The following is a 13,759-nucleotide window of genomic DNA, read 5'->3' as shown; positions in this document are numbered from 1 at the left end:
CCCTGTCTCTCGAGGCGCGCTTTCGGATTTCCGCAGCCGGGCCGCCCCCACTCCAGTTCGGGAGACACGCTCTAATCCCCATACCCACCGCCGACCCGGGCCGCCTCACGCGGTCCGGAAGGGATTTGTCATGCCCGAATCAACGACGATCCGGCCTCGGCCCAAGCTTTTCTCGCGCTCCGGGCTCTTCCGGCGCAAGTCCTTCGAAGGCCCCGACGAGGCCGGTCCCGGCGGTCTGCCCCGCACGATGGGCCTCTGGCAGCTGGTCTCGCTCAGCCTCGGCGGCCTGGTCGGCGCCGGAGTCTTCTCGCTGGCGGGCGTGGTCGCGAACCAGCAGGCCGGACCCGGCGTGATGATCTCGTTCCTGATCGCGATCATCGCCAGCTCGGCGGCCGCCCTGTGTTACGCGGAGTTCGCCGGGCTCATCCCGCGTGCCGGATCCGCGTATACCTACTCGTACGCGGCGCTGGGGGAGATCGCGGGCTGGCTGATCGGCTGGGATCTGCTGCTGGAGTACACCGCGATCGTCGCGGTGGTGGCGATCGCGGTGTCCGGCTACCTGTCCTACGTCGTCGAGCAGGTCGGCCTTGACCTGCCGTCGTGGATGCTCGGGGCACCGGGAACCGGGCCGGGGCACCGCGTCGACCTGTTCGCCGCGCTGCTGTGCCTGCTGCTGGCGTTCGTCCTTTCCCGTGGCAGCAAGCAATCCGCGCGGTTCGAGACGGCGCTGGTGGTGATCAAGCTGGCGATCGTGGCGCTGGTGGTGGTCGCTGGCGCGTTCCACATCTCGGCGGGGAACTTCAGCCCTTTCCTGCCCTACGGCATCGGCGGCGCGGTCGCGGGCGCGGCGACGACGTTCTTCGCGGTGTACGGCTACGACGCGATGACGGCCGCCGCGGAGGAGAGCGTCGAGGCGAAACGGTTGCTGCCCAAGGCGATCATCGTGTCGCTCGCCATCGCGGCGGTGATCTACCTGCTGGTGTCGATCGTGCTGGTCGGCATGCAGCGCTACGACCAGATCGACGTGCACAGCCCGTTTTCGAGCGCGCTGGCCGCGGTCGGACTGGCCGGGCTGGGCACGGTCGTCGCGGTCGGCGGCATCCTCGGGATCACCACGTCGGCGTTCGCGAACATGCTGGCGGTGTCGCGGATCTGGTTCGCGATGAGCCGGGACGGCCTGCTGCCGCGGTACTTCGCCCGCACCCACCCCCGGCGCAGGGTGCCGACGCGGGTGATCTGGCCGGTCGGGATCGGCTCGGCGGTCATCGCGGGCTTCCTGCCGATCAAGGAGGCCGCGGATCTGACGAACATCGGGATCCTGGCCGCGTTCATCGTCGTGTCGATCGCGGTGGTGGTGCTGCGGCGCACCCGGCCGGATCTGCCGCGGTCGTTCCGCACGCCGTGGGTCCCGTTCGTGCCGCTGATCGGGGTGGCGTTCGCGGTGTGGCTGATCGCGAACCTGGACGCGCTGACCTGGCTGCGGTTCGCGGCCTGGATGGTGCTCGGGCTGGTGGTGTACGCGCTGTTCGGATTCCGGAACTCGGCGGAGAACCCGGAAAGGAAGGAACCATGAAGGAAATCGAGCGGGCGGCGGAGATCGCCGCCGCATGGGCCGCGGTGCCCCCGAGGACGCGGGCGGAGGTGATCACCGGTGTCGCCGACGCGCTGGACGCGGCGGGGCCGTCCCTGATCGAGATCGCCGACGCGGAAACCAGGCTGGGAACCGCACGGCTGACCGGCGAACTGGCCAGGACGACGTTCCAGCTGCGGCTGCTCGCGGCCGGGAGCGGCGCGTACTACGACGTCCGGATCGACCGCGCCGACCCGTCGTGGCCACCCGGCCCGCGTCCGGAACTGCGTCGTTACCGGACCGCGGTGGGGCCGGTGCTGGTGTTCGCCGCGAGCAACTTCCCGTTCGCGTTCAGCGTGGCGGGCGGGGACACGGCGTCGGCGTGGGTGGCCGGGTGCCCGGTGGTGGTCAAGGCACATCCCGGACATCCGGAGCTGTCCCGCCGGACGGCGGCGATCATCGAAGAGGCTCTCGGCCCATGGGGTGACATCTTCGGTCTCGTCGAAGGAGAATCCGCCGGCGTGGAGGCGCTGCGTCACCCGGCGATCGCGGCCGCCGCCTTCACCGGATCGGTGGCGGGCGGCCTCGCCCTGGCGCGGATCGCGGCCGAACGGCCGGTCCCGATCCCGTTCCATGGCGAGCTCGGCAGCGTCAACCCGGTGATCGTCCTGCCGGGTGCCGCGCGCTCTGAAGACCTGGCAGCGGGCTACGCAGGCTCGCTGACACTGGGCAACGGGCAGTTCTGCACGAATCCGGGTCTGGTGTTCGTGCCGTCGGAGAGCCCGTTCGTGGATCGCGTCGCCGAACGGTTGCGCGGCATCCCGGCCGCGCCGTTCCTGAACGACCGGATCGCGTCCGGCTTCGACGCGGGGGTGGAGCGGCTGACCGCGATCCCGGGGATGCGCGAGGTCGTCGCCGGTCCTGGAGCTCGGCTGCTCGAAATCGACCTGGCCGACTTTGTACCTGAAGCGGCCGAAGAGTGCTTCGGTCCGCTGGGCGTCGTCGTGCGGTACTCGCGGCTTTCCGACGTCCTGCCGGTGCTGTCGGCGTTGCCCGGTCAGCTGACGACGACGGTGCACGCGCTGCCCGAGGAGTCCTCCGAAGTCGAGGCGCTGCGGCCGGTGCTGGCCGACCGCAGCGGGCGGATCCTGTGGGGCGGCTGGCCGACCGGGGTCGCGGTGACCGCCGCGATGCAGCACGGCGGGCCGTTCCCGGCGACGACGTCACCGGCGTCGACCTCGGTCGGGACGGCGGCGGTGGACCGCTTCCTGCGTCCGGTGTCCTATCAGGACTGGCCTTCGCACCTGCTGCCGGAACCGCTGCGGGACGAGAACCCTTGGGATGTTCCGCAACACTTCTCGTGAGCTTGCAGTACATGAAGGCCCCCTTCATTGCGCTAGACGCAATGAAGGGGGCCTTCACGTACTTCGGGGTGACCGCGCGAGTCAGGCCGACACGACCGTCCCGCCCTGCACGACGTACCGGAACTTCTCCGGCTCGGCCAGCACGCCGACATCCTCCAGCGGATCCCGGTCGACGACCACCAGATCCGCGTGCGCGCCCGGCGCCAGAGTGCCGATCTCGCCGGTCAGGTTCAGCAGATCCGCCGCCGTCGACGTCGCGGAGCGGATCACCTCCAGCGCGGACTGGACCTCGCCGCGCAACCGGAACTCGTGGTTCTGGTGCCGGTGCATCCCACCGAGGAGGTCGCTGCCGTACACCAGTTTCACCCCGCCGCGCGCGGCCCGCTCCAAAGCGGCCATGCCCGCGCCGAGCACCTCGTCGACCTTGCGCCAGCTGGATTCCGGCAGCCCGTGCTCGCGCCCTTCCTCTTTCAGCGCCCAGTACGTCACCAGGGTCGGCACGAGGTACGCGTCGTGCCGGAGGAACAGCTCGACACTGAGATCGTCGATCAGGTTGCCGTGCTCGATCGAACGGACGCCCAGTTCCAGCGCGCGGTTCACCGCGCGGGCGGTGTACGCGTGCGCGGCGACGTAGCGGTTGGCCGCCTCCGCCTCCTCGACGATGGCGCGCAGTTCCTCGCCGGAATACTGCGTCGAGTCGATCCGGTCGGTGGGGGAGGCGACGCCGCCGGAGGCCATCACCTTGATGTGGTGCGCTCCCTTGCGCAGTTCGTCGCGGGCCGCCGCACGGACCGCGTCGACCCCGTCGGCGACCCGGCCGAGACCGGCGCAGCACGGGTGGTCTTCGCTGGTGTTGGCGCCGCGGGTCCGGCTGTCGCCGTGCCCGCCGGTCTGGCTCAGCGCGCGGCCGCAGAACAGCAGCCGCGGGCCGCGGAACAGCCCTTCGGCCTGCGCGTCCGCGAGACCGTAGTCGGCGCCGGAAGCGTCACGGACCGTCGTGAAGCCCCGGTCCAGCATCCGGCTCATGGTGCGGGCGCTGTGCGCGGTCACGTAGGAGGGCGACGACGCGGGCAGCGACCCGAGATCCGCGGTCGACGCGGTGACGTGCACATGGGCGTCGACGAGACCGGGCAGCACGAACGCCCCGCGCAGCTCTTCGGTCCGCGCGTCGTCCGCGGTGAGACCGGTGCCGATCTCGACGATCCGGCCGTCGGCGCACCGGAGGTCGCCCTCGGTGTACTCGCCGGTGACCGGGTCGAGCAGGCGGGCGTCGCGCAGCAGCAGCGATCCGTTCATCGGGTCTCCTCCAGGAGTTCGCGCAGGGCCGGGACCGCCAACGGTGCCAGAGATCGCGCCACCGCGACGGAATCGTCGTCGTAGTGGCCTTCCGCGTCGAGGAGGTTGAGGACGCCGAGGGTGCGGCCGTCGTCCACCACCGGCACGTTGATCACCGCGCCGCAGCCGAGGCTGTCGATGAGTTCGTGGTCGGCGAAGATCTCCCGCACCGCGGCACTGTCCGGCCCGAAGTAAGGCTCCTGTCCGGTGATGCACCGCTCCAGCCAGCCGGCGGCCACCTCGACGGTCTTTTCACCGCCGACCGGGTATTCGACGGGGTGGCTGCTGTGCACTCGCCGCAGCGCCCGCCGTTCGGGCACCCAGGCCAGCACGGTGAACAGCCGTACGCCGATCGTGGCTCGGGTCTTGTCCTCCACAGTGGACAGTGACACGGTCACTTCGTCATCTCCTTGGCGGTTTTCACGGGCGCGCCGTGTTCGGTCAGTTCTTCCAGGGAACGGCCGGCGGTGGACAGGCCGAACACGACCACGCACACCACCCCGGCCGCCAGGACGGCGGTGGTGAGGCCGAAGACTCCCGCGAAGCCGAGGCTCGCGGCGGAGAGGCCGATGATCGTCGGGGCCAGGATGCTGCCGACCCGGCCGAACGCGCTGGACAGCCCGGTGCCGCTGGCGCGGATCCAGGTCGGGAACACCTCGGGGGTGTAGGAGTACACGCCGGCGTACGTGCCGTTGAGGAAGAACGACAGCACCGCCCCGGCGAGGGTGATCGACCACGGCGCGTCCATCTGGCTCAGCCAGAACGCGCTGACCGCCGAGCCCGCGAGGTACAACGCGATGGTGTGCTTGCGGTCGAGCCGTTCCGACAGCCACGCGGCGGAGAAGTACCCGGGGATCTGCGCCAGGTAGATGATGATCGAGAACTCGAAGCTCTTGGTCACCGTGATGCCGCGCTCGACGAGCAGCGTCGGGATCCAGGAGAAGAAACCGTAGTACGAGAACGTGATCACGAACCACACGGTCCAGATCACCGCGGTGCGGCGGGCCATCGCCGGGCTCCACAGGAACTTCAACGCGCTGAGGAGATTGACCTTGGGTGTCTCCGTCGCGGGCTGCGCGTCGGCCTCGGCGACCGCCGGAAGTGCTTGCCCTGTCGCCTTTTCGACGTCCCGTTCGAGTTTCGAGACGATCTTCTCGGCCTCGGCATGACGTCCGTTCGCGACCAGGAACCTCGGTGATTCCGGCAGCGAGCGGCGCCACCACAGCAGCATGACGATCGGCAGCGCGGTGATCAGCTGCGCGACCCGCCAGCCCTCCGGCACGGTCGGGACGACGAACCGCCCGATCAGCGCGGCCATGACGAATCCGAACGAGAAGAACCCGGCCAGCGCGCCGACGAACCAGCCGCGTCGTTTGGCGGGGACGAATTCCGACAGGAACGGCGCGATGATCGCGCTTTCGGCGCCCGCGCCCGCTCCGGCCAGCACCCGCGCGCCCAGGAAGACCTCGTAGTTGGGGGAGAAGGCGGCGACCACCGAGAACACCGCGTAGAAGGCCAGCGCGTACATCATGACCTTCTTGCGGCCGATGCGGTCGCCCAGCAGGCCGGCGGCGATCGCGCCGAAGAGGAAGCCGAACGGCGTCGCCGAACCGATCAGCCCGAGCTGGCCGTTGTCCAGGCCCCAGGCGGCTTTCGCGCTCGGGAGGAGGAAGGCGACGACGGCGGAGTCCATGCCGTCGAAGGTGTAACCGAGTCCGCCGATGAGCAGGAGTTTGTAGTGGGGACGGCTCAGCGGGAGCCGGTCCAGTCGTGCCAGAAGCGTCATGGGGAACGCCTTCCGTGGTTCGGGCGACTAGGAGAGACGAGAGTGCGGACAACGTATACTGCGTTTCGGCAAAACTGCAATGGTTGTTGCAAGTGGTTCGACGGGCACGATGCGTTACCGTGGCGCGGTCGAGGGAGGGCGTGCGTGACAGAGACGGGAACCGACGACGGTTTCGAGGCGTGGCTTCGGGATCGGACACCGGAACGAGGCCTGCGGCCGAAGTCGGCCGCGGTGCTCGAAGTGCTGGTCTCGCAACCGCGCCGGGCGTCGTTCGGCTCGACCGCCGAGCTCGCCCAGCTCGCCGGGGTCAACGTCGCCACCGTCACCCGGACGGCGCAGGCGCTCGGGTTCGCCGGCTGGCCGGCGCTGCAACAGGAGTTGCGGGCGCGGTACATGTCGTCGCTGAGCGCGCCGCAGGTGGCCGAGGAACACCGGGACGTCGACTCGCCGGGTTCGGCTTCGTTGCGCCGGGACCTCGACAGTCTCGCCCTGCTCAACCGGCGGTTCGCCGAGGACGAGATCCGCCAGGTCGCCGAAGCCGTCGCGGGGGCGCGCCGCACGGTCGTCATCGCCGACGGCAGTTACGCCGCGGTCGGGATCGCGTTCGCGCACAACGCCCGGCTCGCCGGGTACGACGTCCACGCGATCACCGCGGGCGACGCCGAACTCGCCAACGCCACGGCGAAGCTCTCGTCCGAAGACGTGCTCATCGCGATCAGTTTCTGGCGCCTGTACGAAAGCACCGTGCTCGCCGCGAACGAAGCGAAGGCCAGGGGAGCGCGTGCGTTCGCCATCACCGACGCGGCGAGTCCGGCGCTGGCGGGCGCCGTCGAGCAGGTGCTGATGGTGCCCGCCGAGGGCGTGACCTTCTTCCCGTCGCTGACCGCGGGGATGAGCCTGGTGCAGGCGATCGTCGCGCAGCTCGCCGCCGTCGACCCGGTCCGCACCGGGGAATCGATCGAGGCGGCCGAGGCCATGTGGTCGCGGTTCGACCTGCTGCACCGCCGCCCGGGATCGGCCGATCGGACAGTGCCGAAAAGGCCGACCGGTGGAGGCGTCTCCGCCGGATGACCGATCCGCCGCCCCCTGCCGGGAGGCGATCCTGGTTCCAGGCCGCCGGAACGGGCGGCACGGGAACGAGGAGGCCGAAATGACGATCATCGCGACTTTGGGTGCCTACGCCGGGTTCGCGCTTCTGGCGCTGATGGCGGCGACGCCGCTGCTGGTCGAACTCGACCAGCGCTTCCCGGTCACCCGCCGGGCGAAGGCGGCCGAACGGGAACGCCGCGTGCCCGCCGGGCTCGCGTCAGCGTGACGCAGAGCACAGAGTCGCTCCCGGACTACCTCACGTGAGTGATTCGCGCTCCGCCAATTCGTAACTTTGTGTCGCGCTATGGAACGCTCTGTGACGTGACCGTGGATTTCTGCACCAACGCCCAGCCCTCCGACACCTTCGCGGAGTTCCGGAGGAACGTCGACGAACTGACCCAGGCGTTCGTCGACGCCTGCCGTCAGGGCCGTACGCCGGGCGATGCTTCCCTCGACCTGCTGCAGCGGGTCCATCGCGAAGACCGCAACTGGGTCGTCGTCCACCTGACCTTCGCCATCGCGGCGCTCGCGCATCAGCGAACGCTGGCGCCCTCCGACACCGTCACCCGGCCAGGTGGCGTGACATGTGCGCCGGAGCGCGCGTTGTTAGCTTCCGCGAGTGACTGATCCGACCATCTCCGCGGTCATCGCGGTGTTCGCGGGTTTCGTGCTCGCGGGCTTCCTGGCCGTCCCGTACATCGCCGCGAGTTACCGGCGCCGCGGCGAACTCGGGCTCTGGCGGGTTCTGCTGGTGTTCGGGTTCCTGGTCTACGCCATGTCGCTGTGGACGTACACGTTGCTCCCCATCCCGGAGACGACGACGGCGTGGTGTGCCGAACACGCGTCCAGCCATCTGCAACTGCGCCCCTTCCAGTTCGTCGCCGACATCCGCCGTGAACAGACCGGCGCGGGGCTGCGGGCGTTCCTGCGCAATCCGGCCGTCCAGCAGGCGGTGTTCAACGTCGCCTTGTTCGTGCCGCTGGGGATGTTCGTGCGGCACCTCTTCCGGCGGGGTTTCCTCACCACCGTCGCCATCGGCTTCGCGGTCTCGCTGTTCATCGAAGGCACCCAGCTGACCGGGGTCTGGTTCCTGTTCGAGTGCCCGTACCGGCTGGCCGACGTCGACGACCTGCTGACCAACACCCTCGGCGCCGCCGTCGGGTTCGGGCTCGCCCCGTTGCTGCGGCTGCTGCCGGGGAACGAACCGTCCGCGCCGCCCGGGGCCCCGCGGCCGGTCACCGCGCGGCGCCGCTTGCTCGGGATGGCCGTCGACGTCGTGTCCGTCATCCTGCTCGGCACGACGGTCGGGATCGTGACGACCCTGCTCGTGGGTGAACCGACCACCGTGGTCACCGCGCTGATCGGCACCTTCCTGCCCGCGCTGCTCCTGCTGTTCGTCATCCCGGTGGCGGGTAACGGCGCCAGCTTCGGGCAGCGCGTCGTGTTGCTGCGCCCCGCCGGTCCGGACGGCGGGAAACCCGCCCTGTGGCGGATGATCGTGCGATTCCTGACCGGGTCCGGCGGCTACTTCACGCTGCTCACCCTGGCGTCGGTGGTCAACGGCGGCTTCGAGCCGCTCGCGAACTTGCTGTTCTTCGCCAGCGGCATCCTCGCGATCCGGCCCGAAGGTCACCAAGGACTTTCCGGGCTGATCGCCGGCCTGCGCATGGCCGACGTGCGGGCGCTCGACGACCAGGAGGTGCCGAGTCTCGTGAGTGGGAAGGACGGTTAGGACCCGTTGGTGCTGGACGGACGACGCTCGGCCGTCGCCGCGTGTCGGCCGTGGCAGGGGGTTGCGAAAGCCACTTTCGCAACGTTGAAGGTTGCGAAAGTGGCTTTCGCAACGTCGGCCGTGGCCTGGCCCGGTACCGCCTCGCCACTCACGAGACTCGCCACCCGATCGGGTCGACCCTGCCGTTCCCGCGAGTCATTCCGCCTGGCAGGAGGCGCGGGCCGGAACACTCGCCCGGTGGATGTGGAGTCGATGGACGACGTGGCCGACTGTCTCCTGTCGGTGGCCTGGAACATCTTCCCGCTGATGGGGAAACCTCCCGCTAGCCCGGGCAACCGGACGGAGGAGATCCGGACCCTGCTCGTCGACGCCTGCCACGACGCCGGGATGCGCGCCCGCGAACGGGCCGCGTCGCACGGAGCGGGAACCGAAGAGGAACGCCGCCCCTTCCTGCGTCTCGCGGAGATCGGGACGGACGCGAACCTGTTCCTGGGCATGGTTTCCGGCACGCTGGTCGCCGATCCCGAGCGGATCCGCCGCCGCTGGGCCGAGATCGAGACGCTCGTCCTCGAAGCGGGGGAGCTCGCCGCGCTGATCGAGGGGCGACCGGAGGACCGGTCGCCCCTCGCCGCGGGAGATCAGTCCTTTTCCAGCGTCAGGTCGTAGCGGTCGAGCACCTCCTTGACGGGCTGGAAGAACGTGGTGCCGCCTTCGCTGCAGTCACCGGAACCGCCCGAGGTCATGCCCTGCGCCTGCACCAGTTTCGTGCCGGAGCCCGACGAAGGTCGGCTGACGAACGAGCCGCCGGAGTCACCGGGCTCGGCGCAGGCGTCGGTCTGGGTGAGACCTCGCACGATGTTCCCGTTGCCGTAGTTCACCGTCTGGTCCAACGCTTCGACGCGTCCGCAGTGCCAGTGGGTGGTGATCCCGGACCGGCAGATCCGGCCGCCGACGCCGACCACGTCGGCCCCCTCGATCCGCACGTCGGAACCGTCCTCGTAGCGGTCGACCCGGGGCGGGGTCGAGACGTCGGAATGCGTCACCTTGACCGTCCCGTAGTCGTTCCCGGGGAAGGACGATTTCGCGACCTTGCCGATCGTGCCGCCGACGCCGCGCACGGTGCCGCCGAGTTCGGTGCAGTGGCCCGCGGTGATCACGTAATGATCGTCATCGTCGTAGGCGTTGAACCCGACCGAGCAGGCGCCACCGCTGAAGTACAGACCCTGCCCGCCGACCACGCTCCATAACGGCCGCGGCGCGCTCTTCACCTGCTCCACCCGCACCGGTACGCCGGCGGAGGCGGCCCATGCCCGGCCCGCGGGATCACCGCCCACCACGCTCACCACGACCTCGTTCGCCGGTACGTCGACGTACCAGCCGGCGACCGAATCGGGCAGATCCGCGGTTCTGTTGTCCAATGTGGACTGAATTCGCTTCAATTCGGCGGCGCTGTGCCTGAGTACCTTCGGATTCGCGCCCGCGGCGCGGATCCTGGCCGACTGGCGCGCGTCGGTGGTGCCGACGACGAGTTCGCCGGTCGTGGTGTCCAGCCAGGTGCCGGCGAACGCGGCGCCGAGCGAGGTGCCGAGTTTCTGCTGCGCGGCGGCCAAAGTGACCGGTCCGGCAGCTTCGTTCAGCACCGATGTCGCCGCCGAAGCCGGGGACGCGAAAGCGGTGACTGCCGCCGCGGCGCCGATCAGGACGGTCAGGGTGCGCAGGGGGCGTCGGATCACGAAAACCTCCAGGAAATTCAGTGCGGGAAACCCTCTTCATTCGACGTTACGACAACGGGATGTCGCGCGAATGCCGCCATTTGAGTAGCGCTGCGAATTCGCCTTTCCGGCTCAGTGGAATGGTCATCCCTCACTCTTGTGAGTGGAAACTGCACGATTTGCCGTCCCCGATTCCCTGACCGGCGAACGACTGACAGCGACGTGTGTGCGTCCGTTCGGGAAAGACGCGGTCAAGGCCGGAAAACGCGGATCACCTGATGGTGTCCGTGCTGAACCCGTTCGTCCGCATCGGTGACGAACGCGTTTCTTTCACCAGCAGGAAACAAGGCCCGCCGTGAACATCACGCCGACGGTGAGCACGGGCGGGGCGAACAGGGCCAGTGTTCCGCCCGCGACGGCCCGCACCCGTTCCGGAAATCGCGACGGCCCGCTCGGGTGCCGCGCCAGCCAGCGCAGCCGGAGCGCGGTGTCGCCGTCGGCGGCCTGGATGGACAACAGCGCCGAGCGCACGGTGTCCGGTCCGTGCCCGGCCGCGGCCGCCCGGTCGGCGGCCAGTTCGACCAGCAGCCGGACCGCGCCGGGGAGTTCGCGCATGAGCGGCACGAACCGCAACGTGCGGCCGAGTGTTTCGGCGCAGCCGGCCAGGAAGTGATGCCTGCCGCGCAGATGGGCGCGTTCGTGGGCCAACACCGCGGCCAGTTCGCGGGACGACAGCCTCCCGGCCAGGCCCTGACTGGCGACGATCAGGCCGTCGCGGCCGCCGAGGCTGTAGGCGATCGGACGATCGTCGGGCAGCCACAGGGTCGGCCCCGGTCGCGATCCGGACAGGCGGAGCACATCGAGATGGCGCCGGTGCAGCAGTGTGCTGCGTTTCCGCCGCCGCGCGGTGGACAGCGCGAGCCGGGCCGCCGCGATCGCGAGCGCGATGGCGGCGAAGGTCCCGGCGACCGGATCGAGGCCCGGAAGCCCGCTGTGGCCGACGGCCGCCCAGCATTCGTGGAGGATCCGGGTGATGGCCCCCGCGGGACCGTGGTCCGGCAGGACGAGGAGCAGAACTGCACCAAGCGTGCCGGTGAGGACGCCCACCGCGGTCAGCAGCCACCACGCGAGCGCCGTGCCGGGGCTGATTCCGCCGGCGGTCAGCCTGCCCAGCAGCCGGGGTGAGAACCAGCCGGTCACCACGACGCCGAACAGGAGCACCGCCGCCAGGATCATCGCTTGCCGGGCTTCCGTCGCAAGGCCCGCCGCAGGATGTCCGACTCCTCTTCGGTGACCGAGCGCGCGAAATGCAGCAGCACGGATTCCCGGTCTTCCGAAGCGTCGAGGAGTTCTCGGAGGCTTTGCGCGGTGGCCTCCTCGCGGGTCGCCACGGCGCGGTAGCGATACGCGCGATTCTCCATTTCGCGTTCGACCCATTCCTTGCGGTGCAGGTTGTCGAGCACGGTCATCACCGTGGTGTAGGCGAGGTCGCGATTCCGGTTGATCGCCTCGAGGACCTGGCGCACCCGCAAGGGTTCCGCCGCGTCCCAGAGCACGTCCATCACCGATGCTTCGAGCTCGCCCAGCCGTTGCATGACACCTCCGCCGGGAAGGATACTGTGCCGCCCCCGCTCAGCCGACGACGCGCCGCGCGCCCATCAGGTGCCCGTCGCCCTTGACCGAGCGGACGTCGACGAGCTGGCCCTCGGTCGGCGCGTCGACCATCTTGCCGCTGCCGACGTACATGCCGACGTGGTGGATGGCGCCGGGATCGCCGGTGCCGTCGTCGTAGAAGACGAGGTCGCCGGGCACGAGCGCGTCCAGCGGGACGGGCTTCCCCACGGTGTACTGCTGACGGCTGGTGCGCGGAAGCGAGATGCCCGCCTGCTTGTACGCCCACGACGTCAGGCCGGAGCAGTCGAATTCGCTCGGGCCGGTGGCGCCCCATTCGTATTGCGAGCCCCGTTTGGACAGCGCCGCCTGCAGCGCGTCGTTCGCGGCGCCGGGCGGGCCGAGATAGGAGCCCTTGTCCTGGACCTTGCCGAGTTTCGCCTTGTCCGCGGCCGGCAGTTCGCCGAGTGCCTGCCGCACCTTGGCGATCTGGTCGTCGAGGTCCTTCTTGCGGGTGCGGACCTGCTCCAGCGCCACCGTCGCGTCGTTCGCCGCGAGCTGGGCCGTTTCCCGCGCGTCCGCCGCCGTGGCGCGTGCCGCCTGGGCCTTCCCGAGCGCGTCACGCAGGCCGTTCAACGCCTTGGCCTTCTCGTCGGCCAGGACCGACAGCGCCGAAGAACGGTCGAGGAACTCCTGCCTGCTGCCGCTGTCGAGCAGCAGGACGGCGTTGCCGAGCCGTTCGCCGCTCATCGCGGACCGCGCGATCACTTCGACCTGGGGCCGGAAGCGATCGATCGCCGACTGGGCCAGCGTGAGGTCTCCGTCGGCCCGGCCGAGGGCCGCCGTCGCCTGGTCACGCTCGGTTTCACGGGTCTTCAACCGGTCCTGGGATTCCTGCAGGTCCTCGTCGGCCTTGGCCGCTTGGGCGCCGAGTTCCTGATAGCGCCGCATCGGATCCTGGCCGTCCGGGGCCGGTTGCGCGCTCGCGGGGAGCGCGCCGAAGCCGAGGAGCATGAGGGCGGCGGTGGCGGCGAGGGGATGCCGCGACGAGCGCCGATAGGGGGTCACGGGTACCGAATCTCCTGTCGAGCAGGGTTCAACTATCGCGCTTAGTAGTACGGGGACGGTTGTGAGTGCCCGGTGAAGTCCTACTAAGACGGCTAGTACTAGGTCTCATGGGAGTTTGCTACGGTGGGAACCGTGAGTGTCTCTTCGGCTACTCTTCGTCGACTCGTGGTGGCCTTGCTGCTGCTGGTCGCGGCGGGTTCGGGAACCGTCGCCTGCCTGGACGGGCACGGCGAGGCCATCGCCGTCACATCGGCTGCCCATGACTTCTCGTGCCCGCCGCGCGAGGGACACGTGCACGCCCGCTCGCTCCCCGCCCTCGCCGTACGCAGCGAGGAATCTCCGTCCACGCCGGACCTCCCTTCCCCGGCGGCGCGTGTGCTTTCGCCTGTGCCGCAAGAGAAGACGCGTTTGCTTTCCGCTGTCCGGAGCGGACACCGGACACTCGTCGAGCTGTGCGTTTGGCGGACGTGACGGACCTCGCGCCGTCCTGTT

Annotated in this window: 15 protein-coding genes; 8 read left to right on the top strand and 7 right to left on the bottom strand. The window is 69.7% G+C overall.

Features of this window, described 5'->3' with window-relative positions; all coding sequences use genetic code 11:
- The first annotated feature begins 130 nt into the window (after nucleotides 1-130).
- Nucleotides 131-1,573, top strand: a complete 1,443-nt coding sequence (locus tag AJAP_RS20760; RefSeq protein WP_038514270.1) for an amino acid permease — start codon at nucleotides 131-133, stop codon at nucleotides 1,571-1,573.
- Entirely contained in the window at nucleotides 1,570-2,934 is a 1,365-nt protein-coding gene (locus AJAP_RS20755) for an aldehyde dehydrogenase (NADP(+)) (protein ID WP_038514267.1), read from the top strand. Before AJAP_RS20760 ends, AJAP_RS20755 begins: the two co-directional genes overlap by 4 nt.
- 81 nt (nucleotides 2,935-3,015) lie before the next feature.
- On the opposite strand, the gene AJAP_RS20750 is transcribed toward AJAP_RS20755, so the two are convergent.
- From AJAP_RS20750 to AJAP_RS20740, 3 genes are read right to left on the bottom strand one after another with little or no spacing between them, the layout of a single operon-like run.
- On the bottom strand, nucleotides 3,016-4,230 hold the full coding sequence (locus AJAP_RS20750) for a metal-dependent hydrolase family protein (protein WP_038514264.1): 1,215 nt from the start codon (nucleotides 4,228-4,230) through the stop codon (nucleotides 3,016-3,018).
- On the bottom strand, nucleotides 4,227-4,667 hold the full coding sequence (locus AJAP_RS20745; protein ID WP_038514261.1) for a GAF domain-containing protein: 441 nt from the start codon (nucleotides 4,665-4,667) through the stop codon (nucleotides 4,227-4,229). Before AJAP_RS20745 ends, AJAP_RS20750 begins: the two co-directional genes overlap by 4 nt.
- Complete coding sequence (locus tag AJAP_RS20740) at nucleotides 4,664-6,055, bottom strand: MFS transporter (protein WP_037337101.1); 1,392 nt, start codon at nucleotides 6,053-6,055, stop codon at nucleotides 4,664-4,666. The genes AJAP_RS20745 and AJAP_RS20740 overlap by 4 nt, the downstream gene beginning before the upstream one ends.
- 144 nt (nucleotides 6,056-6,199) lie before the next feature.
- Between AJAP_RS20740 and AJAP_RS20735 the strand changes: the two genes are divergently transcribed.
- The 5 genes from AJAP_RS20735 to AJAP_RS20720 all read left to right on the top strand — a co-directional run bounded on the left by AJAP_RS20735 (nucleotide 6,200) and on the right by AJAP_RS20720 (nucleotide 9,542).
- Complete coding sequence (locus AJAP_RS20735; protein WP_037337104.1) at nucleotides 6,200-7,126, top strand: MurR/RpiR family transcriptional regulator; 927 nt, start codon at nucleotides 6,200-6,202, stop codon at nucleotides 7,124-7,126.
- Nucleotides 7,127-7,205: 79 nt separating this feature from the next.
- Entirely contained in the window at nucleotides 7,206-7,370 is a 165-nt protein-coding gene (locus AJAP_RS44105) for a hypothetical protein (RefSeq protein WP_158073271.1), read from the top strand.
- Between the two features lie 95 nt (nucleotides 7,371-7,465).
- Nucleotides 7,466-7,771 carry a hypothetical protein gene (locus AJAP_RS20730; protein ID WP_038514259.1) on the top strand — a complete coding sequence of 102 codons (306 nt, stop codon included), beginning with the start codon at nucleotides 7,466-7,468 and terminating at the stop codon, nucleotides 7,769-7,771.
- Complete coding sequence (locus AJAP_RS20725; protein WP_038514256.1) at nucleotides 7,764-8,876, top strand: VanZ family protein; 1,113 nt, start codon at nucleotides 7,764-7,766, stop codon at nucleotides 8,874-8,876. Before AJAP_RS20730 ends, AJAP_RS20725 begins: the two co-directional genes overlap by 8 nt.
- A gap of 252 nt (nucleotides 8,877-9,128) precedes the next feature.
- Entirely contained in the window at nucleotides 9,129-9,542 is a 414-nt protein-coding gene (locus tag AJAP_RS20720; protein ID WP_038523520.1) for a hypothetical protein, read from the top strand.
- Here the strand turns inward: AJAP_RS20720 and AJAP_RS20715 are convergent.
- The 4 genes from AJAP_RS20715 to AJAP_RS20700 form a co-directional block, all read right to left on the bottom strand.
- Complete coding sequence (locus AJAP_RS20715) at nucleotides 9,515-10,609, bottom strand: S1 family peptidase (RefSeq protein WP_038514253.1); 1,095 nt, start codon at nucleotides 10,607-10,609, stop codon at nucleotides 9,515-9,517. The two genes, AJAP_RS20720 and AJAP_RS20715, sit on opposite strands and share 28 nt — an antisense overlap.
- 309 nt (nucleotides 10,610-10,918) lie before the next feature.
- Nucleotides 10,919-11,824: a M56 family metallopeptidase gene (locus tag AJAP_RS20710; RefSeq protein WP_038514249.1), complete on the bottom strand. Its 906-nt coding sequence runs from the start codon at nucleotides 11,822-11,824 to the stop codon at nucleotides 10,919-10,921.
- Nucleotides 11,821-12,183: a BlaI/MecI/CopY family transcriptional regulator gene (locus AJAP_RS20705; protein ID WP_038514248.1), complete on the bottom strand. Its 363-nt coding sequence runs from the start codon at nucleotides 12,181-12,183 to the stop codon at nucleotides 11,821-11,823. Before AJAP_RS20705 ends, AJAP_RS20710 begins: the two co-directional genes overlap by 4 nt.
- 37 nt (nucleotides 12,184-12,220) lie before the next feature.
- A complete protein-coding gene (locus tag AJAP_RS20700) occupies nucleotides 12,221-13,267 on the bottom strand; it encodes a C40 family peptidase (protein ID WP_038514245.1) in 1,047 nt (348 codons plus the stop codon).
- 165 nt (nucleotides 13,268-13,432) lie between these two features.
- Here AJAP_RS20700 and AJAP_RS20695 point away from each other — a divergent pair, with 165 nt between their 5' ends.
- Complete coding sequence (locus tag AJAP_RS20695) at nucleotides 13,433-13,738, top strand: hypothetical protein (protein WP_174492032.1); 306 nt, start codon at nucleotides 13,433-13,435, stop codon at nucleotides 13,736-13,738.
- Nucleotides 13,739-13,759: the final 21 nt, after the last annotated feature.

Source organism: Amycolatopsis japonica, assembly GCF_000732925.1.
GTDB classification, from domain to species: Bacteria; Actinomycetota; Actinomycetes; order Mycobacteriales; family Pseudonocardiaceae; genus Amycolatopsis; species Amycolatopsis japonica.
Note: the sequence above shows the minus strand (reverse complement) of the source record. Positions and strands in the feature narration are given on the sequence as shown.